Below are 21,524 nucleotides of genomic sequence, written 5' to 3' on the forward strand. Positions count from 1 at the left end.
TTACTCGGACGGATAACGGATGCCTTCACTTAAGGATCTGAAAAACCGCATTGCCTCCGTGAAGGCGACGCAGAAGATTACCAAGGCGATGAAAATGGTCGCCGCGGCGAAGCTTCGGCGCGCCCAGGAAGCTGCGGAGGCCGCCCGGCCTTATTCTCAGCGCATGAGCGCCGTTCTTGCCAACATCGCCAAGGCGGTTGAGGCGGACGTTGCTCCGGCGCTGATGACCGGCACCGGCAAGGACGACGTGCATCTGCTCGTCGTCTGCACGGCCGAACGTGGTCTTTGCGGCGGTTTCAACTCGCAAATCGCCCGTTTTGCCCGCGATCAGGCCCGCAAGCTGATTTCCGAAGGCAAGACGGTCAAGATCATCACGGTCGGCAAGAAGGGTTATGACAGCCTTCGCCGCGAATTTGCAGCCAACATCATCGAGCGCATTGAACTGCGCGACGTGAAGAAGGTCGGTTTTGAAAACGCCGACCAGATCGCCAAGAAGGTGATCTCGCTCTTCAACGCGGGTGAATTCGACGTCTGCACTCTGATCTATTCGGAGTTCAAGTCCGTCATCAGCCAGATCCCGACCGGCCTGCAGCTCATTCCGGCCGCAACGCCTGTTGTGGAAGAGGATGAAGTGACGCAGAGCGCCGTCTACGAATATGAGCCGGATGCGGCTTCTATTCTGGAAGACCTTATTCCGCGCAACATTTCGGTTCAGGTTTTCCGGGCTCTGCTCGAAAACGTTGCCGGTGAAATGGGCGCCAAGATGAGCGCGATGGATAATGCAACGCGCAATGCCGGTGAGATGATCAACAAGCTGACGCTTTCCTACAACCGTCAGCGCCAGGCTCAGATCACCAAGGAACTCATTGAAATCATTTCGGGCGCGGAAGCGCTCTGAGGTAAGGAAAGAGGGTAAGGATAATGGCTAAGGCAGCTACCCCCAAGAAAACCGCAGCGGTGAACGGCGCGGGCAAGGTTACCCAGGTTATCGGCGCTGTTGTCGACGTGGCGTTCGAAGGCGAACTGCCTCCGATCCTGAACGCGCTCGAAACCGAGAACAACGGCAACCGCCTCGTTCTGGAAGTCGCGCAGCATCTCGGCGAAAACGTCGTACGCACGATCGCCATGGACTCGACCGAAGGTCTTGTCCGCGGTCAGCCGGTCAGCAACACGGGCGCTCCGATCGAGGTTCCGGTCGGTCCTGAAACGCTCGGCCGCATCATGAACGTCATCGGCGAGCCGGTTGACGAAGCAGGCCCGATCGTTACGGCCAAGAAGCGCGCCATCCACCAGGATGCGCCGTCTTACGTCGAACAGTCGACCGAAGCACAGATCCTCGTCACCGGCATCAAGGTCGTTGACCTTCTGGCTCCTTACGCCAAGGGCGGCAAGATCGGCCTGTTCGGCGGCGCCGGCGTTGGCAAGACGGTTCTCATCATGGAACTGATCAACAACGTCGCCAAGGCGCACGGCGGTTACTCGGTATTCGCCGGCGTGGGTGAACGTACCCGCGAAGGTAACGACCTCTACCACGAAATGATCGAGTCGAACGTCAACAAGCTTGGCGGCGGCGAAGGCTCCAAGGCTGCGCTCGTTTACGGCCAGATGAACGAACCGCCGGGTGCCCGCGCCCGTGTCGCTCTGACCGGTCTGACGATCGCTGAAAACTTCCGTGATGAAGGCCAGGACGTTCTGTTCTTCGTGGACAACATCTTCCGCTTCACGCAGGCTGGTTCGGAAGTGTCGGCTCTGCTCGGCCGTATTCCTTCGGCCGTGGGCTACCAGCCGACGCTCGCAACGGACATGGGCCAGATGCAGGAACGCATCACCACCACGAACAAGGGTTCGATTACCTCGGTTCAGGCTATTTACGTTCCCGCCGACGACTTGACCGACCCGGCTCCGGCAACCTCGTTCGCGCACCTTGACGCAACGACGGTTCTGTCGCGTTCGATCGCTGAAAAGGGTATTTACCCGGCTGTTGACCCGCTCGACTCCACCTCGCGCATGCTGGACCCGATGATCGTCGGTGAAGAGCACTACGAGGTTGCCCGTAAGGTTCAGTCGACCCTGCAGCGCTACAAGTCTCTCCAGGACATCATCGCCATCCTCGGCATGGACGAACTGTCGGAAGAAGACAAGCTGACGGTTGCCCGCGCCCGCAAGATCGAGCGCTTCCTGTCGCAGCCGTTCTTCGTTGCTGAAGTCTTCACCGGTTCGCCGGGCAAGCTCGTTGCGCTCGAAGACACGATCAAGGGCTTCAAGGGCCTGGTCAATGGCGAATACGACAACCTGCCGGAAGCCGCTTTCTACATGGTCGGTTCGATGGAAGAAGCCATCGAAAAGGCAAAGAAGCTGGCTGGCGAAGCTGCCTGATCATGAATTGGCGGGCGCGTGGTTCAACCGCGCGCCTTGCCGGCAATGACGGCGAAACCGAAATGGTGAGGCCGGCGTTGTAAAAGACAAGTCCGTGACGCCCGCGTAATTGAAAAGAAGTGAATAGCCATGGCTGACAGTTTCAAATTCGATCTCGTTTCCCCGGAACGTCTGCTCGTTTCCGAAACGGTTACGGAAGTCGTCATCCCGGCTACGCTGGGTGAGATGACGGTGCTGGCCAATCACGCGCCGACCATGACGACGATCAAGCCGGGTCTGGTGACGGTGAAGTTTGCCTCCGGTGAAACGCATAAATACGTCGTTTTCGGCGGTTTTGCCGATATTCTTCCGACGGGTTGCACGCTTCTGGCGGAATCCGCCGTTTCGGCCGACGATATGTCCCCCGATACGCTGCAGAAGCGCATCGATGCGGCCAAGGCTGAAATCGAAGAAGGCAATCACCAGCACGAGCATCTGACCAAGCTTGAGAAGCATCTTTACGAACTGACGAACCTGCATGAGGTTCTCGTCGCTGCTTGAAAGCACCGGGCGGGTTCGAAAGAATGACTGCCCACACAATATCAAACCAGAAAAGCGGCCGCTTCGGTCGCTTTTTTGTTTTAAGCCGGTGCCTGTCTCTCGGGATGAGGGGAAGAAGTCCCCCTCCGTAAGGTCCCTGCCTCGATCGACGCGCTCAACGGCCTGAAATAGATTCCGATTTTCCGGGCCTTGGGCTAGAGGTGATGTTGAGAAGAAATGCAGCTTCTGTCAGCCGCGAGCGGAGAGAGGTGCCTTCTTGCAATGGAGGGATGATCGTGTCGGCAAAGGCAAGTTACCGAAGGGTCGCAAGAACTGCCCTACGACAGGGCACAGTCGCCGCGGGTGAGCGATCCGTTCCGGAAGAGGTGCCCGTTGCCTTTTCTTATGGTGGCAGCACCCATGCCGTGATGATGGCGAGCCCAGCCGATCTTGTCGATTTCGCCATCGGCTTCAGCCTCACCGAGGGTATCATATCGGCGCGTTCGGAAATCCTCTCGGTAGAGGTGATCGAAGCGGGGCAAGGTTATGATCTCCAGGTGGATCTGCGGGATGCAGAAGCAGACGCCCTGCGCGCGAGACGGCGGCATATGGCGGGTCCGGTTGGCTGCGGTCTGTGTGGTATCGAATCCATCGAACAGGCCGTGCGCCTCGTACCGGATTTGAGTGGCGCGAAACTATCCGTTGAGGGTCACGAGATCGTCGCCGCAATGAAGGCGCTCAATGATGCGCAAGACCTCAACCGCGAGACGAGGGCCGTTCACGGTGCGGGGTTCTATAATCCCGAAAAGGGTCTGCTTGCTGCGCGCGAGGATGTCGGCCGCCATAATGCGCTCGACAAGCTTGCCGGCGCTGTCGTCAACGCCGGCATATCAGCCAGGGCGGGCATCGTGGCTGTCACCAGCCGCCTGTCGGTGGAAATGGTTCAGAAGACGGCGATCCTTGGCAGTCCCGTTCTGGCGGCAATATCGGCCCCCACCGCGCTTGCCATTGAAACCGCCGAGAGAGCAGGCATCACGCTCGTTGCGTTGGTGCGGGGTGAAGACTTCGAAATCTTCACCCGTGCGGACCGCATTATTTTATAACGCCAGGGGCCACCATCTGTCGGTGGCCTTCCGGCCTGGTGCGGTGTTAATATCTAAAACTCCGCCCATTCTGCCGCCACGTTCCCATGAGATCTCGCTGCGGAATATCGCTGTTGCGGTGCTGGCAGCCTGGTGACGATGGCTGGCTTTCTGTCGCCCGATTGCGCAGACGATGGCGAAGCCACATGCGAGATTCTGAACTGACGCAGCAATTCGTGTAGCGTTTCAGCTTCATTGGCGAGGCCGTGGCTGGCGGCGGTGGTTTCCTCCACCATGGCGGCGTTTTTCTGGGTTGCCTGATCCATGACGTTAACGGCCTGGTTGATTTCCCTCAACCCATTCGCCTGTTCGCGCGAGGCTTCGACGATGGCCGAGACATTGGCATCGATTTCGCCCATCTGGGACTGAATATCCCGCAGAGCACCGCCGGTTCTGCCGACCAGATCAACACCATTGGCCACCTGTTCGCGCGAGGTGTTGATAAGCGACTTGATTTCCTTGGCCGCAACGGCGGATCGTTGCGCAAGTTCCCGGACCTCCTGTGCCACGACAGCGAAACCCTTGCCCGCCTCACCGGCGCGGGCAGCTTCGACGCCTGCATTCAGGGCAAGAAGATTGGTCTGGAAGGCGATGTCGTCTATGACGCCGATAATGTTGGTGATTTCGCCGGAGGAGCGCGAAATCGCATCCATAGCGGAAATTGCCTGCTGAACGATTTCACCGGAATGCTCGGCGTGATCTTTCGTGCGCAGCACCAGCTTCCCGGCCTCGCCGGCGCGCTGGCTGGCATCGGTGACGGTGGTGGTGATTTCCTCCAGCGCGGCTGCGGTTTCCTCCAGCGAGGCGGCCTGCTGTTCGGTGCGTTGCGAGAGCTGATCCGCAGCTATGCGTATCTCGCCCGAGCCGGATGCGATTGTCGAGGCGTTGTGGGCGATCGTCTGCATTGTGGTCTGGAGCTTGCCGACCACGTCGTTGAAGTCGTGCCGAAGCTTCTCCATGCTTGGCACGAAGCTATTGTCGAGCCGCTGCACCAGATCGCCCTCGGCCAGCGCCTGCAGGGCATCGGCAAGAACCGTAATGGCGCTCATGCGCGGCGTGACGTCGGTTGCAAATTTTACGACTTTCACCACCTTGCCCGCCTCATCCAGCACCGGATTATAGGCGGCCTGAATCCATATCTCCTTGCCGTTCTTTCCGTAGCGTACGAACTCGTCAGAAATGAATTCTCCCGATGCCAGCCGCGGCCAGAAATTGGCATAGGCCGGAGACGCTGCGTAAGCGGGATCACAGAACATGCGGTGGTGCTTGCCCTCGATTTCCTTGAGGTCGTAATTCACCGTAGCGCAGAAATTCGGATTGGCGGTGATGATCGTGCCGTCGGGGAAAAATTCGATGGTGGCCTGAGAGCGGGAAAGCGCCTCGAGCTTGCCGGCGTCTTCGACGGCCTTGATCTTCTTGGCGGTGATATCGGTCGCGATTTTGATGACCTTGTAGGGTTTGCCCGAACGGAAGACCGGGTTGTAGGACGCTTCGATCCAGATGACCGAACCGTCCTTGCGGATGCGGCGATATTCCTTGGCCTGAAATTCGCCTCGGCCGAGGGATTCCCAGAATTCCTGATAGCTGCGCGAGGCTGCGAGATCCCTGTCGCAAAAGATGCGATGATGTTTGCCGACGATCTCGGCGAGCTCATAGCCCAGCGCCTTGCAGAAATTGCTGTTTGCCGTGAGAATATTGCCTTCAAGATCGAATTCTATAACCGCCTGCGATCTGGATATCGCATCGAGCATGTTTCGGTTATCTGCGCTTTTCCCTAACCCCAGCATTGGACGTCCCCCAAATATCGGTCCACGGTGCGGCGAACTACACTGTTATGCGGTTCACGCCGTATTAGTTTGAACATCGGACAGGTTCTGCCGCCGAGGCGGCAATTCAGGCACTTGCGACTTCTTGGCCTCGGTCGGGTATCCTTTTAGTGCGTACTGATCTTCGGCCTTTAATATTAGATATCTATAATATTAAAATGTTCTTATTTGATAAAATGAGATCGGCACAAAAAACAAAAACCGCCGGGCTTGTGCTCCGGCGGTCTGTTTAATTGTCGATAATCGAGTGAATGACTGCTTAGGCAGCGAGATCTTCCGCTTCGGTTCCCTTGAACATCTTTGCAAGGTTCAGGAAGCAGATCATGCCATGTTCGTTGGCGATGATGCCTTCGGAATAGGACTTGTCGAAAGAGGCGGAGATTTCCGGAACCGGCTGGACCTGATTTGCCGGGATCGTCAGAATGTCGGACACGCGGTCGACGAGCATGCCGATGACCATGTTGTGCACTTCAGCCACCACGATGGCGCTTCTCTCATTGGCGACGGTGCTCTTCATGCCGAGCTTGTGGGCCAGATCGATGATCGGAATGACCGAGCCGCGCAGGTTCATGACGCCGATGACGTCTTTCGGCGCGTGGGGAATGGGCGTGGAAGGCGCCCAGCCGCGGATTTCGCGGATGGTCGTGGTCTTTACGCAGAATTCCTGATCATGCAGGCGGAACGCGATGATTTCGAGCGTCTCACCGCCAAAATTGGTAGAGTTAATCATTGCCATCAGAATTCTTCCCAATGCTCGCTGTGGAGGCCGGCGCAAGTGCACCGACACTTGCATATGCGGATTTGGCGTTCTGCCTGGTGCCTGAACAGCCGGAAACAATATTTCCGTCTTCAATGGAGGATTCGTAACATGAGATGGTTTCGCAAACCTAAATGCGGACGGCTCTGGAGTGTTTTCGTTCCTTCGAAACGTGAAAACACTCTCTTCTTTGATTTACGCATTTTTACTGGAGTGTTTAGTATTCTTTCTCGTAAAATATGCCGGCAGCGCCTTCGCCATCGCCGCCTGCTTCACCGCGCAATTTCACGCCGCGCCCGACATCGAGGTTGATTATGGCTTTGGCACCGGAATCGCCGCTTTGCTGCAATTCGAGATAGGTTCTTTCATTGAGATATTTGCCGGCGGAAACGCGGGCCTGGCCTTCGGAATCCGTCGAGATATCAAGATCGTCGACGCCGAGATTGCTTCTGAGCTTGTCGAACAGCGAGGTGGAGCGTCCGCCGGCAAGCTGGGCGGCGGCATCCGCCAGTCGGGCGATCTGCAGGGCGGAGAGTTTCGACATGGACTGACCGAAGATCAGCTGGGCCATGACTTCATCCTGCGGCAGGGCAGGGGCCGAGGAGAAGGCGAATGTCGGGTCGTTGGCATTGCCGGAAACCGCGACCGTGACGGTGGTTGAACCGACCGTCGAGTCCGCCTTCATATCGAGAACCGGGATGAGGCCGCCACCGAAGCTGATGTTGCCGGTGGTGAAATCAAGACGACGGGTGAGGATTTCCAGCCTGCCGCGACGCATTTCAAAGCCGCCGGAGATGACGGGAACAGCCGCCGTGCCCCGTATCGTCAGATTGCCTGTCAACTCGGCGTCGATACCGCGTCCGCGTACGAAGATGCCGCTTGGGGCGTTCACCTGCAGATCGAGATTGATGGTGGAGGAACTGCCGCTGCCGCCCTGATCGCCACCCAGTGCTTTCGCCTGCGCGCGGACCTTCGGTGGGGCATTCTTGTGCTTGACGTCGATTTCCGTCAGCGAGGCCGGAAGCTTTTCGGGAATGGTGATGGCGCTCCTGTCCAGCGTCAGGTTGCCGCCGAGAACGGGCGAATTCAGCAGCGGGCCTTTTAATGTCAGCGTGCCGCTTACCACAGTGGTCACCAACGTACCGTCATTATAACCGGCGCGATCCAGCGTGATCGAAATATCTGCGGGGAAACCCGAGCCGCCGGCTATGCCGACGCTGCCGGTTCCCGAGATTGTGCCGCCGCCTGCCAGCTTGCCCGTCAATCGGGAAATGACGGCGCGGTCACGATCGAAGGTGATGGTTGCACCCAGTCCGTTGACGGTCAGGTTCCGGCGCACATCGGTCAGGCGTGTGCCATCGGTGGTGATGCTGCCGGTCACGACGGGTGCGGAGGCGCTGCCGGAAATCTTCACATCGATGGCGGCCGTGCCATCCACATCGAGGCCCTGGTCGGCGGTCTGCGCGGCAACTGCAGAGAAGGGCAGCCTGCCGGTAAAGGCCATGGAAAGCGGGCGGTTGCCGGCAATGCCAAGGGAGCCGCCGCCCGCAAGCGACATGCCGCCCTGACCGGTCACATTGGTGTCGATCTGCAGCGTACCGCCGGCAAAGCGGCCATTTGCCTTGATGCCAAGCGCTGCAAGCCCGGCGGCGCGGGTCTGCGCGACCTCGGCATTCGCCCAGTTCAGATTATAATCAACCGAGGGGTCGGATGCCGCCCCCTTGGCGCTGACGGTGCCGGATATGCTGCCTGCCGCATCCAGCCCGGCAGCGAAGGCGTTTGCAAGACTGGCGGGAAGCGAACGGATATCGGCATTGATGTCGAGCGTCGATCCGGCAGTACCGTTGACCTCGACGCGCCCGTCGCCTGTGATGATGGTCAGACCGGAAATGCGGGCCGTGCCGTTCTCGATCGCGATGGTGCTCGGCTTTTCGAGCCGCACGGCTATGCCCTTCGGGGCGGCGGAAAAAGTGTCGAGCCTTACCGTCATCGGTGTTCCGCCGGTATCGGCGCTACCCTTCACCACCAGCGGTGCATTGTCGTAACGGCCGTTGACGTCGAATTGCGTTGTTGTGCCGGAATGGCCGATGGTGGCATTCAGGCCGGAAATCGAGGCGGCGCCCGCATTGACGCTATCGGCACTGACCTTGCCATTGATCGCAAGCGCCTGCAGGTTATCGATGGAGATATCGGCAGCGAGCTTGGAGATCGTCGTCGTGCCCTGACGGATGGTGCCGCCATTGGCCTTTATCGTTGCGGCAATCCGGCCATTTTCGTTGCTCAGCGCTATATCGCCGGCAGCGTCGCCTTCCGCCTGTTGTGCGGCAAGGGCTGCCAGCAGAGCCAGATCCGGGAAGTTGAAGGAAAGATTGCCGGAGGGGAGGAATTGCTGCGAGAATTGCAGCTGCCCGTTCAAGATATTGCGGCCCACCGCGACGTGAAGCTCGGGGATCGCCGTACCGTTTTCGGTCTGCACCACATTGGCGTTGGCGTCAATTTTCTGCTGGTCGAGGCTGCCGCTGGCCGTCAGTTTCGCCTGCGGGGCCTTGGGATCGGCCTTGCCTGAGGCGTTGACCTTCAGTGCTTCGAGTTTTCGTCCGGCAAGGATCGCACTTTCGGAACTCAGGGTGACATTGAAATCAGGTGCGGCGAGCGCGCCGCTGGCTTCGATTGCAAAATCCGCAACGCCTTTTGCCTGCGGCGTCAGCTTTTCGAGCGCCGGAAATTTACCTGTCAGATTGGCGCTCAACGCGTCGTTTTCGAGGCTGACATCGCCGGCCGCTTCGATCGTTCCTGATTTGACCACGAGGTTCTGAACGCTGGTGCGCCCGCCGATGATCAGGTCGATATCGCCCTGGAGAGCGATGGTGGTATCGAATTTTTCGGCAAGCGCCGGCGGCAGGGTGGCGGGCAAAGCGAAAAGCTGCACGCTGGATGTCAGGCGATTATTGGCAAGGTCGAAACTGCCGTTCAGCGTTCCGCCCACACTGGCGCTTTCCAGCGTCGCGCCGTCAAAACCAATGGCGGAAGAGGTGAGGCGGAGCGGCGCCTTGATGGTGACGGGCGCGCGCACGAGCCGGTCGATATCCGGGCTGACGAAGGACGATTGCGCGACGGAAAGGACGGTCTGGATGGTGCCGCTCTGGTCGGCAATATTGAGATCGGTGCTTTCCGCCGTCAGCTTGATATCGTCAAGCTTGCCTTGCGGCAAAGAAAGGCTGCGCAATGACGCCGTGGTCTTGAGATGTGCGGCATCGGCGTTGCCCTTCAGCGAAAGATCAAGCCCGTTGATGAGGGCCTGAACCTCGCCATTGCTCAGCGGCCAGCGAAAATCTACCGGACCGGCGGTGCCGATGAGGTTCGCGCTGAGATCGTTCTGGCCGTTCGGATCGACGATGCCCGAGGCTGTCAGCAGCAACGTGCCGGTCTCCAGCGTGCTGCTGCCGATTTCGATGCGGCCCTGCGGTGAGAGCGTGGCGTTTGCGTCAAGTTTCGTCTCGCCGGCAAAAAGCTGGCGGAAGGCGGGAGGCAGAAGCAGATCGGGCTGGCCGCCCCCCGCAATCTCGATGCGGCGCGTGCCGTCATCACCAAGAAGATGGTGGCCGGTGACATTGACGACCTGGTTGCCGGCGACGTTGCCGCGCAAGGTTCCGGTCCAATCGGAAAGCGGACCCTCGCCGTTCACGTCGATCGCCACGGCGGGCGTGCCGGGCAGCGAAAGCAGCGTAGCGAGCAGCCCGCCTTCGGGCTCCTTCATCTCCGCTTTCAGCTTCAGCACATTTTCATTCGGAAGAAATGCGACATCCGCATTGACGGAGGCATTGGGAGCATTCAGCCGGTTGGCCGTCAGCGACAGCCGCATATCGTCCTGCGCCGCCTTCAGATTGCCTTCGGCCGTCAGGTCGAAGGGGCGGCCTAGGAGCGACTGCCCGAGGCTGATATCGGGAAAACTGAAATTATCGATGGCGATTTCGATTGGCAGCGAGGAGTTGCCGGAGCTTGCTGTCGCGGTTTCCTCAGCGGGAAGCGGCTTGCGCTCGACGTCAATCGATCCAGCCGACACCCTGTCCGCGTGGAAGGTTCCGGCAAGAAGCGAGAGCGGCGACCAGTCGACGGCGATCTGGTTCACGCGGGCATAGGGTCCCTGCCGGTCCGAAAGGGTAACATTGTCGAGCCGCAGGTGACCGGTCAAAAGCCCGCTCGGAGGCGTGATTTCGATCGTCTGATCGGGCGTGGAAACGAGCGATGAAATCTGCTTTGCGGCAATTCTCGCGCCCATAGGGGTAAAGCCAACGAATAGAACCGCAAGCAATACCAATACAACGCCGCACAATGCAGCGTAGCCCAGCCATTTCAGCAATCGAATCAACGTTTTCATCAAGGGTAATCTACACTCTGTTGTAAGGGTGTTCGACTGCGGCGTTTAAAAAGACTGGCCGATGCCAGCATAAATGCCGAAACTGTTGCCGCCATCATATTTATCAAGCGGCATGGCAACATCGAGACGCAGTGGCCCGAAGGGCGTCGCGTAACGCAGACCAATACCGGCGCCAGCCCGGATATCGGAGAAATCGGGGGTCACTTCGTCCGAAACCACGCCGGCATCGATGAAAGGCACGATGCCGATCGTATCGGTGACCTTGATGCGGGCTTCGACGGAGCCTACCACATAAGAGCGGCCGCCGGTTGCATCCCCGGCTGCATTATAGGGCGATATTTCCTGGTAGCTATAGCCGCGAACCGAGCCGCCGCCGCCGGCGTAAAAACGCCGGGTGGTCGGTATGTCCTGCAGGTCGCTGCCGCCGACCAGCACGCCGCCTGAGAGTTTTCCGGCCATGATCAGCCGGTCCTCGGCGCCAAGCCCCTTGTAGCCCGTGATGGAGCCTTCGAAGGAGGAAAAGAACGTGCCGTTCAGCGCCTCATAGCTGGGCTTCGCCGCTACCGATGCACGGAAGCCTTCGGTGGGGTTGAGCTTGTCGTCGCGTGTATCGCGCACGAATTCCAGCGGTATGGAGGTGGTCAGATATTCGTTCTTGCCGAAAGCATCTTCGGTATCGGCCCATTGCACCTCGAGACCGGCGGCGGCGGTGTCGGTATCGTTCAGCTCATAGCTGAAACCGGCCGTTCCCGTCAGCGTCTTCGCCTCATAGGTATCGGGATGTTCGGTCTTGGCGATCAGGCTTGTCTTGAAGGTGGTGCGCGGATTGAACATGCCGGGCTTGGTGAAGGTGATGCCGGCCGAATAATCCATGCCTTCGACGCTGGATGCTTCGGCGATGCGCGAAACCGAACCTTCGATGCGCAGTGATTCCGCCTGCCCGAACAGGTTCCTGTGGCCCCAATAACCTTGGAGGCCAATGCCTTCGGTGGTGGAATATTGGGCGCCGACGCCGAAATAGCGGTGCTTGCCCTCCGACACCTCGATGGTGAGCGGAATGGAGCCGTCGCGCGAAAGCGTTCCTGCTTCCTTGATTGTCAGGCTGGAAAACACGCCCAGCTGGCGCAGCCTGTCCGCAGCCTTGCGCAGTTTTTCGGGCGAATAGGGCTCGCCGCCATTGAGGCGTGAATAACGGCGAATGAAGTCGCCGTCGACGGTTTTTTCGCCCGTCACAGTGACCTCCCCGAGGGGAGCCACGGGCCCGCCTTCGGCGGCCATGGTAATATCGACCGTGTTCGTCGCGTGGTTTGCGACGGCCTCGCGTTTCGTCAGCTTGGCAAGCGGGCGGCCTTCGGCTTTCAGATCCTCGATCAGCTTGTTGCCGGCGCGGATGATTGCCAAAGACCCGGCATCGCCGCCGGTGATGAGACCGTATTCTTCAAGGTTGCGGCCCGTCACATCGCCTTCGAGGCGGACGCTGCCGAGCGTGAATTTCGGACCTGGCGTCACCGTTATGACCACAGGCACAGGTGCGCTGTGATCGAATACCGGATTGGGCGGCAGAGCGTCCACATCCTTGCCGGCGACCGTGACATTGACGATGCCGCCATACCGGGCGTTTTCATAGAGAGCTGCGATCAGCCTGTCCCTGTCATCTCTTGCCTTTATCAGAAGGCCAAGATCGCCGGAGGCGGGTTTGTCCTTGTCTGCCAGAAGGAGCGAGCTGTTCTCGAGGCTGCCTGTCAACGATTTGTCGGCATCGGGCGCGTTGAGCGTGACGGCATATTTGACCGGATTGATAACCTCAACCTCCGGTTCTTCCGAACCCCAGAGGCGCACACCGAACAGTTTGAAGGCAAAGGCGTCGCGGGCAAAAGCCGGATACAGGGCGAACGCCATGGCAACCGCAAGAGCGGTGCCAGCTTTCCGATACGCAATACCTGTCTTCGGGTTAGTCCGTTTTCTTCGCATAAGCTGCTTTATGGTTGAGCATTTATTTTGGCTCTAACCCGTTTCCTGTCCGTTAACATTGCAATTTAATCATAAATAAACGGCGTTGAGGACCCTTTGGCTTGCGTTTTGCCCGTCTTAACGCAAAAAGCCCCGGGTGACCGGGGCTTCTGTGCAACGGTATTTCGCGATGCGATTAACGGCAACGCGCCGTGTAACGCTGACCGTACTGGTCGCGATAATAGCAATAGCCCGGCTCGGAAGCATTGCCGATCAAGGCACCGCCTACGCCGCCGATCGCTGCGCCCACTGCCGCGCCACGAACATTGCCCGTGATAGCGCCGCCAAGGACCGCACCGGAAACGGCACCGATCGAAGCTCCCTTTTCAGTCTGCGTGCAGCTTGCAAGCGACAGGCCGACCAGCGCAAATATGATTGCCTTTTTCATGAAACTCTCTCCAACGTTACAATGAGCTCTTCGGCTCGGTAGGCGTCCCATATTTATCTGCGGCGACTGCTACCTCCGACCGCCACAGATAACTAACAATTCGATGCCGTTTAGGGAAGCCTCGAGTTCAGGCATTCCTCCGAGCGTAAATCGATTGCGTCCCAAACAACGGCGCGTCGCGAAAAAGGTTCCAAAATTCGCGGTTTTTTGATGTGAATCAATTTTGTACTTTTCATTGGGTTCTATAAACGGTTTATTGGAATGGTTCAAAACAACGGCGAATTGACGCAGACGCGGTTAAAGTGGCCCAAAAGGGTTGACGGTCCCGATGTCGGGGGAGAAAACGATCTGGTCAATTCTGGAGCATGGCATGGACTTCGAGGCATTTTTCACGGCGGAACTGCAGAGCCTGCATTCTGAGGGACGCTATCGCGTTTTTGCGGATATCGAGCGCCAGCAGGGCAATTTTCCCCGCGCGACACGGTACAACGCCAATGGCGAGCGCAAGGACGTAACGGTCTGGTGCTCCAACGATTATCTCGGCATGGGCCAGAACCCGAAAGTCATCGAAGCCATGAAAGCCGCCATCGATCACTGTGGCGCGGGTGCGGGAGGCACCCGGAATATTTCTGGCACCAATCATTACCATGTCCTGCTTGAACAGGAACTTGCCGATCTGCACGGCAAGGAATCGGCGCTGATCTTCACCTCGGGTTATGTGTCCAACTGGGCGACACTCGGTACGCTCGGCCAGAAAATTCCCGGCCTGATCATTTTCTCCGATGCGCTGAACCATGCTTCGATGATCGAAGGCATCCGTTACGGCCGTTGCGAGCGGGTGATCTGGAAGCACAATGATCTCGAAGATCTCGAGGCGAAACTCAAGGCGGCCGATCCGAACGCGCCGAAGCTCATCGCTTTTGAGTCTGTCTATTCGATGGACGGCGATATCGCGCCGATCAAGGAAATCTGCGATCTCGCCGATCGTTACGGCGCCATGACCTATCTCGATGAGGTTCACGCCGTTGGCATGTATGGACCGCGCGGCGGCGGAATTGCCGAGCGCGAAGGTCTCATGGATCGCCTGACGATCATCGAAGGGACGCTCGGCAAGGCCTTCGGCGTGATGGGCGGTTATATTACCGGCTCTACGGCGGTCTGTGACTTCATCCGCTCCTTTGCATCCGGTTTCATCTTCACGACGGCCCTGCCGCCGTCGCTTGCCGCCGGCGCGATTGCCTCGATCCAGCATCTGAAGGCAAGTCCCTTCGAGCGCGCCCGCCATCAGGATCGGGTGCGCAAGCTGCGGGGTCTTCTCGACGCGCGCGGCATTCCGCATATGGACAATCCAAGCCATATCGTGCCCGTGATGGTCGGTGATGCTGCCAAGTGCAAATGGATTTCGGATATCCTGCTCGACAATCACGGCGTCTATGTGCAGCCGATCAACTATCCGACCGTGCCGCGCAAGACAGAGCGCCTGCGCATCACGCCGACACCGCTGCATACCGATGCCGACATCGAGCAATTGGTCGGTGCATTGCACCAGCTCTGGTCGCATTGCGCGCTGGCTCGTGCAGTGGCCTAAGGCCGCAGTTCAAATATCAAGAGAAGAACGGGGCCGCGTTTACGCGGCCTTTTCTTTGGTGGCGATCAGTTCCCGCGCGTGGTTCCGGGCTTCGTCGTCCGCCGCGAACACATCGTCAATCGTTGCGCCGGATCGGCCATCATGCATACGGTCCATGACCGTTTCGACGATCTCGGCCATATCGAGAAACCCGATGCCGCCCTCGACGAAGGCGTGAAAGGCGGTCTCCTCGGCTGCGTTCAGAGCCGCGCCCTGCAGGCCCCCGCGCTCCAGCGCCGTGCGCGCCAGCCGGAGCGCCGGGAACCGGATCTCGTCGGGCGCTTCGAAATCGAGCCGCGCCAGTTTTGCAAAATCCAGACGCTCGACATTGAGATTGCCGCGCTCGGGGTAGGTAAGGGCATAGGAGATGGCGGTTCGCATATCGGGCGACCCGAGTTGTGCGATGTAGGAGCCATCGCTGTAACCGACCATTGAATGCACGATCGACTGCGGGTGGACGATCACCTCCACCTGATCGGGCCTGAGATCAAAGAGATATTTCGCCTCGATCATTTCCAGACCCTTGTTGAACATCGAGGCGCTGCCGATCGATACCTTTAACCCCATGGACCAGTTGGGATGGGCGCGGGCGATATCCGCCGTAACATTGGCCATCTGCTCCCGCGACCAGGTGCGGAACGGTCCGCCTGAAGCCGTAAGCACGATGCGTTCCACGGCCTGTTTGTGTTCGCCCGTCAGGCACTGGAAGATCGCGCTATGTTCGCTGTCGACCGGGATCAGCCTGCCGCCGCCCTGTTTGACTGTGCGCAGGAAAACATCGCCCGCCGAAACGAGGCATTCCTTGTTTGCAAGTGCTATATCCGCGCCGCGCCGTGCGGCCGTCAATGTGGGTGCGAGACCGGGTGTTCCCGCTATCGCCGCCATTACCCAGCCTGCATCCATCGAGGCTGCCTCTTCGAGGCCTGATTTGCCTGCTGCAACCTTGATGCCGGTGCCGGAAAGTGCGGATTTCAGCGCCTCGTATTTGTCATCCTCGGCAGTCACCGCGAGCTCAGCGCCGAATTCGCGCGCCTGTTCCGCCAGAAGGGTGATGTTGCCTGCGCCGGTGAGCGCCATGATCTCGAATTGGCCACGGCCCCCCAGCTGACGCACGACATCCAGCGTGTTCGTTCCGATCGAGCCCGTCGAACCCAATATCGTCAGCTTGCGCGGCATTTCACTGGCAGTCGTCATCTTCAGTCCGTCGGTCGTTTCCAGTTCGCACCTTGGGTGCATGACGTTCTCCCGAAACCGCTACGCAGTTTCGGGCGACATGCATTAGCCTCTACTCGCGAAAACCAGCCATAACAAGGACAAAGCCCGGCTATTGTTTTTGTGGACGGCAAAGCCATATGCAAGAAAAACGATGAGAGGATATTGATGCGACGTTTCCTTGTTTCCAGTGGTTGGATTTTTGCGGCGAGCATTGTGCTGGTTCTGGTCTTTATTCCTTTTGACCCGCGCCTTTCTGAACGTGCCCAGGCCCTGCCGGGAACGATCGTTTCCTTCAATCGCTCCATTACCGATTTCGGAACATTCAGCTGGATGCTCTATTCTACGGGGGCTCTCGCAATCCTTGCCTATGTCGGCGCGCGGGTCCTGCAGGCGCGGACCTATGCCGGGCGGCTGCGAACCGCATGGCGGCTTCTCGCTTATTTCTTCCTGACGATCGGTACGGCCAGCATTCTCGTCCACACGCTGAAATTCCTGATCGGGCGGGCGCGGCCGGAGCTTCTTCTGGAGATGGGCGCCTACAGCCTCACGCCCTTCACCGGCGACAATCTCTATGAAAGTTTCCCCTCCGGCCATTCGACCGCTGCCGGGGCATTTTTTGGCGTCTTCGCCATGCTGATGCCGCGCTTCCGCTGGGTGTTTCTCCTGCTTGCCCTCGTCATCGGCGTTTCGCGCGTCATTGTCGGTGCGCATTACCCAAGCGATGTCGCCGCCGGGCTGTTGCTTGGCATGTGGACTGCCATGGCCTTCGCCTTTATCTTCGCCCGATCCGAAATGCTTTTTCGCTTCGATGCGCACGGCTGGCCGCAGCCGAAAAATGCAACCCTTCCGGCGGCGGATTCACGATAAAGACCTTTAAAGGGACGGAAACAGGGGGAAGGTGATGGAAGAAGCGAAAGTCGTAGCGGAAAATGACGGTAGTGGTGTTCAACACATCCGCACGTCGGTCGTCGTGGCGGGCGGCGGGCCGGCCGGCCTGATGCTCGGCCTGCTCCTTGCCCGCAGCGGCATCGATGTCACGGTGGTCGAGAAACACGGGGATTTTCTGCGTGATTTTCGCGGCGACACCATCCACCCTTCCACGCTGGAATTGATGGAGCAACTGGGTTTTATCGATGAGTTCCTGAGCCTGCCGCATACACGCGCGCCACGGCTGAACGCGGTCATCGGCGGCGAGCGCATCACGATCGCGGATTTTTCGCGGCTGCCGGTCCGGCATCGCTTCATTGCGTTCATGCCGCAATGGGATTTTCTCAATTTCATCGTCGGCAAGGCCGGGCAATATGAAAATTTCCGGCTGCTGATGAATGCGCCGGTGACCGGCCTGATCGAGAGGGACGGGCGTATTGGCGGTCTCATCGTCAATACGCCGGAAGGCGCGATCGAGATCGCCGCTGATCTGGTGGTGGGCGCGGACGGCCGCAATTCCATCGTCCGAGAGGCGGCTGGCCTCGAAGTGCAGCGCTTCGGTATACCGACCGAAGTGCTGTGGTTGCGCCTTTCGAAACAGCCGGGTGATCCAACCGAAACCATGGGGCATGCGGGCTCGCAGCAGGGTTTCGTGATGATCAACCGCGGCGACTACTGGCAATGCGGTTATGTGGTGCGCAAGGGCTTTTTCGCGGACATAAAGCTGCAGGGAATTGAAGCCTTCAGGGACAGGGTCGCGGAAATCTGCCCTTTCCCGCGCGAGAGGCTCGATGAACTCAAAAGTTGGGATGACGTGCATCTCCTGACCGTTCGTATCGACCGGTTGAAGCGCTGGTGGAAACCAGGCCTCATCTGCATCGGCGACGCGGCCCACGCCATGTCGCCTGTTGGCGGTGTCGGCATCAATCTCGCTGTTCAGGACGCCGTGGCCGCGGCCAATGTGCTCGTGCCGGTGTTCTTGTCCGGCCGGGCCGTTGCCGATGATGATCTCGCCGCAATTCAGAAACGCCGGTCCTTCCCGACCAAGGCCACACAGTTTCTGCAGCGGATGATGCGTATCGGCCGCAAGAAAGAGCAGGCGGATACGGATAGGGTGGAAAAGCCCAAAGGCCCGCCCGCCTTTGTGCGGGCGATCATGCGATTTCCGCTTTTTGCCCATTTGACCGGCCGGCTGGTGGGGCTGGGCTTTCGTCGGGAAAAGATCAAGACGGTGTAACGCGGCTTAAGCCGCGTTCCCGATTTCCTTCGCATATTTCAGCCCGATAACAGCCGAACCGATCAGACCCGGCTCGATCCGGCAAATGGCGGGCACGACGAGCGGGCGGTTGAAGCGCCTCAGAATGCGGCTCCTGACGGCCTCGTCCAGAGCAGCCAGAAGTTCCCTGGAATTCGAGAGCCCGCCGCCGACCGGGACGATGGTCGCGCCGGTGACATTGATCACCATCGCCAGCGGTGAAGCGAGAATATCGATGAGAACATCGATGGTTCTGGCGGATTGTGCATCGCCTGCCTGCCATGCGGCAATAATATCCTCACTGGTCAAATCCTGCCGGTGAAGATGCATATGCAGCTTTTCCATGCCGCGCGCGCTGCCGATCGCATCAACGCAACCGGTGAGCCCGCAACCGCATTCGAAGCGCGGCAGCGAGACCGGCGGGTTGCCCGCCAATGTTGCGGCCACGGGGCCGTGGCCCCATTCACCGGCAAAACCGCCATCGCTGTTGATGAGCTTGCCGTCGATCACCAGCCCGCCGCCGACACCCGTTCCGAGGATGACGCCGAAGACGACGCGATGACCCTGTCCGGAGCCGATTTCCGATTCGGCGATCACGAAGCAATCCGCATCGTTCGAAACGATGACGGGAAGGTTGAGCGCCTTTTCGAGCTCGTCCTTCAAGACGGTACGGTGAATACTGGGAATATTGGCAACGGTGGCCTTGCCCGTTTCCGGATCGATGACGCCGGCAATCGACAGCGAGACGCAGCCGGGTGTGCCGCCGCTCTCGTCAATGACGGATTTCAGGCCGGCGGCGAAGTCCTCGAAACTGGTTTTCGGCGTCGGTATACGCGGTACGGGGCGGATATCGTCCGGGGCATGGGCAATTGCGCCCTTGATGGTCGTTCCGCCAATATCGAAACAAACGATCATGGTTCACACTCCCGAGCGTTTGGCATCATAGGTTTTTTCTCCGCCGATCCATGTCGAATGCATCTGGAGGTCGGGTGTCAGCATGACGAAATCAGCATCGAAACCGGGCAGAAGTTTACCCTTGCCGGAGGCGCCGATTGCCTGCGCCGGATAGGCTGAGGCCATTCTGAACGCCTCTTCCAGCGGTGTTTCCATCTTCTCATGCATGAAGCGGACGCAGGAGAGCATGTCGATATCCGCACCTGCAAGCGTGCCGTCGGCCAAGGTCAGACGGCCGCCATTGCGATAGACCTGCCGGCCGTTCAGTTCGAAACCGTCGTCATCCGTGCCGATGGTGGACATGGCATCGGTGACGAGGAAAATGCGGGCCGGGCCAATCTTGGCGCGAAGCGCAATGCCGATTGCAGCCGGGTCGACATGGAAACCATCGGCGATCAGCCCGCAATCCAGTCCACCGTTCGAAAGCGCGGCTCCGACCAGCCCCGGTTCGCGGTGGCCAAGAGGGCTCATCGCGTTGAAGAGATGGGTCACCATGGATGCGCCGGCTTCAGCATAGGCCGTTGCCACATCAAGGCCGGTATCGGTATGGCCGAGGCTGACGACGATGCCGGTGTCCCTGAGGGCCTTAACCTGTTCGGCCGTCACGTTTTCGGGGCAATGGTTGTCAGCACGAAGGGAAGTTGCGCCTTGCAGCCGGTCAGAACTGCAAGATCGGCCGTCTCCATCTTGCGGATCAGCGCCGGATCATGCGTGCCCTTGCGCGCAACGGAAAGATGCGGCCCTTCGAAATGCAGGCCCAGGAAACCGGGCACCTGCGCCTTGCTGGCGGCAATGCCCGCCTGCGCCGCCTTGGAGGTCACGTCCGGCCGGTCGGTGATGAGCGTGACCATCAGCGCCGTGGTGCCGAATTGCGCATGAGCGGAACAGATGCGGGCAATGCCTGCCACATCCGGCTGGTTGTTGAACATGACCCCGCCGCCGCCATTGACCTGGAGGTCGATGAAGCCCGGCGCGATCAGCAGCCCATTCACATCGATTGTTTCGGCGTCGGCGGGTACGCTGTCCGAAATTGCGGCAACATGCCCGTCGCGGGTCAGAAGCACCTTGTCATCGTGCCACGCGGCGCCATCGAAAATGCGTGCGCCGATAAATGCCCTGGTGCCGCTCATTGGGTTTCAGTGACCTTCTTCAATGCCACCGGCGCATCCGGGTTGAAGCCTCTTGCACGCGACAATTGCTCGATGAAACCGTAAAACGGCGCGATCAGCAGCAAGGCATCAGTCAGCGGATGGTTGGTTTCCACGAAGGGCAGGGGCTTGGCCGGGCTGCCCTTGGCGGAAGTGACGAAAACATTCGCGCCTTTTTGAGCGAGGCTTGCGGCAATATCCGTTACGGAGGTTTCGGCGCGGTCGCGCGCGGCAAAGGCGATGACCGGAAATTTCGGTGCGACCAGCGAGACCGGGCCGTGCATGACTTCCGCCGATGAATAGGCTTCCGCATGCAGCTCGCAGGTTTCCTTGCACTTCAACGCGGCTTCTGCGGCAATCGCAAGGGCGGGACCGCGACCCAGCATATAAAGCGATTCCTCGCCCTTCACCGCCTCGCCGATATGGCTCCAGTCAAGCGCGATCGCCTTGGCGAAATTCTGTGGCAGGGTGCTGACGGCCTTGGCGAGCAGGCTGTCTTCCGTCCATTCGGCAAGGATCGCGAGGCCCGCGACAATGGAATTGACGAAGGATTTGGTTGCGGCAACCGCTTTTTCCGGTCCTGCCTGGATATCGATCGCCTGATTGGCTGCGTCCCCAAGGGGGAAGGCAGGGTGTTGACGAGAGAAAAGGTGAGCGCGCCGCCCTTGCGGGCGCTTTGCGCCAGGGCAACGATGTCGGGACTTTTGCCCGATTGCGACACGGCGAAGGCCGCCGCCCGTTCCAGCCGCAGTTTCGTCTGGTAGATGGAAGCGAGCGACGGTCCGAGAGAGGCCACCGGAAGACCGGTCTGCAATTCGATCGCATATTTCAGAAAATGTGCAGCGTGGTCGGAGGAGCCGCGCGCAATCGTGACGATAACGGCGGGATCGCGGGCCTTCAGCTGGCTGCCGGCCTCGTGGAAATCATTTTTCGCATTGTCCAGCAGACGGGCGACGGCATCGGGAATCTCGCTGATTTCCTGGCGCATCAGGGTTGTCATCG

The 21,524-nt window shown here is 59.3% G+C and carries 14 protein-coding genes and 2 pseudogenes; 7 read left to right on the forward strand and 9 right to left on the reverse strand.

Annotated features, from left to right (window positions below; all coding sequences use genetic code 11):
* Positions 1-19 precede the first annotated feature (19 nt).
* The 4 genes from G3A56_RS12660 to fdhD all read left to right on the forward strand — a co-directional run bounded on the left by G3A56_RS12660 (position 20) and on the right by fdhD (position 3,998).
* Complete coding sequence (locus G3A56_RS12660) at positions 20-898, forward strand: F0F1 ATP synthase subunit gamma (RefSeq protein WP_003492362.1); 879 nt, start codon at positions 20-22, stop codon at positions 896-898.
* Between the two features lie 23 nt (positions 899-921).
* Positions 922-2,376, forward strand: coding sequence for a F0F1 ATP synthase subunit beta (gene atpD / locus G3A56_RS12665; protein WP_026363767.1), 1,455 nt, complete (start codon positions 922-924; stop codon positions 2,374-2,376).
* Positions 2,377-2,505: 129 nt separating this feature from the next.
* Positions 2,506-2,916 (forward strand): F0F1 ATP synthase subunit epsilon, encoded by a 411-nt coding sequence (locus G3A56_RS12670; RefSeq protein WP_082183031.1) that lies wholly within the window; start codon positions 2,506-2,508, stop codon positions 2,914-2,916.
* 269 nt (positions 2,917-3,185) lie between these two features.
* Positions 3,186-3,998 (forward strand): formate dehydrogenase accessory sulfurtransferase FdhD, encoded by an 813-nt coding sequence (fdhD, locus tag G3A56_RS12675; RefSeq protein WP_082183028.1) that lies wholly within the window; start codon positions 3,186-3,188, stop codon positions 3,996-3,998.
* A gap of 53 nt (positions 3,999-4,051) precedes the next feature.
* On the opposite strand, the gene G3A56_RS12680 is transcribed toward fdhD, so the two are convergent.
* From G3A56_RS12680 to G3A56_RS12700, 5 genes are all read right to left on the reverse strand, one after another.
* On the reverse strand, positions 4,052-5,788 hold the full coding sequence (locus G3A56_RS12680; RefSeq protein ID WP_164056402.1) for a methyl-accepting chemotaxis protein: 1,737 nt from the start codon (positions 5,786-5,788) through the stop codon (positions 4,052-4,054).
* Positions 5,789-6,122: 334 nt separating this feature from the next.
* Entirely contained in the window at positions 6,123-6,599 is a 477-nt protein-coding gene (locus tag G3A56_RS12685) for a chemotaxis protein CheW (protein ID WP_003504949.1), read from the reverse strand.
* Between the two features lie 238 nt (positions 6,600-6,837).
* Positions 6,838-10,998 (reverse strand): translocation/assembly module TamB domain-containing protein, encoded by a 4,161-nt coding sequence (locus G3A56_RS12690; RefSeq protein ID WP_164056404.1) that lies wholly within the window; start codon positions 10,996-10,998, stop codon positions 6,838-6,840.
* Between the two features lie 45 nt (positions 10,999-11,043).
* A complete protein-coding gene (locus G3A56_RS12695) occupies positions 11,044-12,969 on the reverse strand; it encodes an autotransporter assembly complex protein TamA (RefSeq protein WP_082183021.1) in 1,926 nt (641 codons plus the stop codon).
* 175 nt (positions 12,970-13,144) lie between these two features.
* Positions 13,145-13,396, reverse strand: coding sequence for a YMGG-like glycine zipper-containing protein (locus G3A56_RS12700; RefSeq protein WP_003492347.1), 252 nt, complete (start codon positions 13,394-13,396; stop codon positions 13,145-13,147).
* 370 nt (positions 13,397-13,766) lie between these two features.
* Between G3A56_RS12700 and hemA the strand changes: the two genes are divergently transcribed.
* Complete coding sequence (hemA, locus tag G3A56_RS12705; protein WP_035241168.1) at positions 13,767-14,984, forward strand: 5-aminolevulinate synthase; 1,218 nt, start codon at positions 13,767-13,769, stop codon at positions 14,982-14,984.
* Between the two features lie 39 nt (positions 14,985-15,023).
* On the opposite strand, the gene dxr is transcribed toward hemA, so the two are convergent.
* Entirely contained in the window at positions 15,024-16,217 is a 1,194-nt protein-coding gene (gene dxr, locus G3A56_RS12710) for a 1-deoxy-D-xylulose-5-phosphate reductoisomerase (protein ID WP_082184529.1), read from the reverse strand.
* 186 nt (positions 16,218-16,403) lie between these two features.
* On the opposite strand from dxr, the gene G3A56_RS12715 reads away from it, so the two are divergent.
* Complete coding sequence (locus G3A56_RS12715; protein ID WP_082183019.1) at positions 16,404-17,105, forward strand: phosphatase PAP2 family protein; 702 nt, start codon at positions 16,404-16,406, stop codon at positions 17,103-17,105.
* Between the two features lie 34 nt (positions 17,106-17,139).
* Complete coding sequence (locus G3A56_RS12720) at positions 17,140-18,402, forward strand: FAD-dependent oxidoreductase (RefSeq protein ID WP_164056408.1); 1,263 nt, start codon at positions 17,140-17,142, stop codon at positions 18,400-18,402.
* A 6-nt stretch (positions 18,403-18,408) separates the two neighbouring features.
* Here the strand turns inward: G3A56_RS12720 and G3A56_RS12725 are convergent, their stop codons facing one another.
* The 3 genes and pseudogenes from G3A56_RS12725 to G3A56_RS12735 all read right to left on the reverse strand — a co-directional run bounded on the left by G3A56_RS12725 (position 18,409) and on the right by G3A56_RS12735 (position 21,522).
* Positions 18,409-19,335, reverse strand: coding sequence for an ROK family protein (locus tag G3A56_RS12725; RefSeq protein WP_082183014.1), 927 nt, complete (start codon positions 19,333-19,335; stop codon positions 18,409-18,411).
* Between the two features lie 3 nt (positions 19,336-19,338).
* Positions 19,339-20,504 (reverse strand): annotated as a pseudogene (nagA, locus tag G3A56_RS12730) (N-acetylglucosamine-6-phosphate deacetylase).
* Positions 20,501-21,522: pseudogene (locus G3A56_RS12735) on the reverse strand (SIS domain-containing protein). Before G3A56_RS12735 ends, nagA begins: the two co-directional pseudogenes overlap by 4 nt.
* Positions 21,523-21,524: the final 2 nt, after the last annotated feature.

Source organism: Rhizobium oryzihabitans, from assembly GCF_010669145.1.
GTDB classification, from domain to species: domain Bacteria; phylum Pseudomonadota; class Alphaproteobacteria; order Rhizobiales; family Rhizobiaceae; genus Agrobacterium; species Agrobacterium oryzihabitans.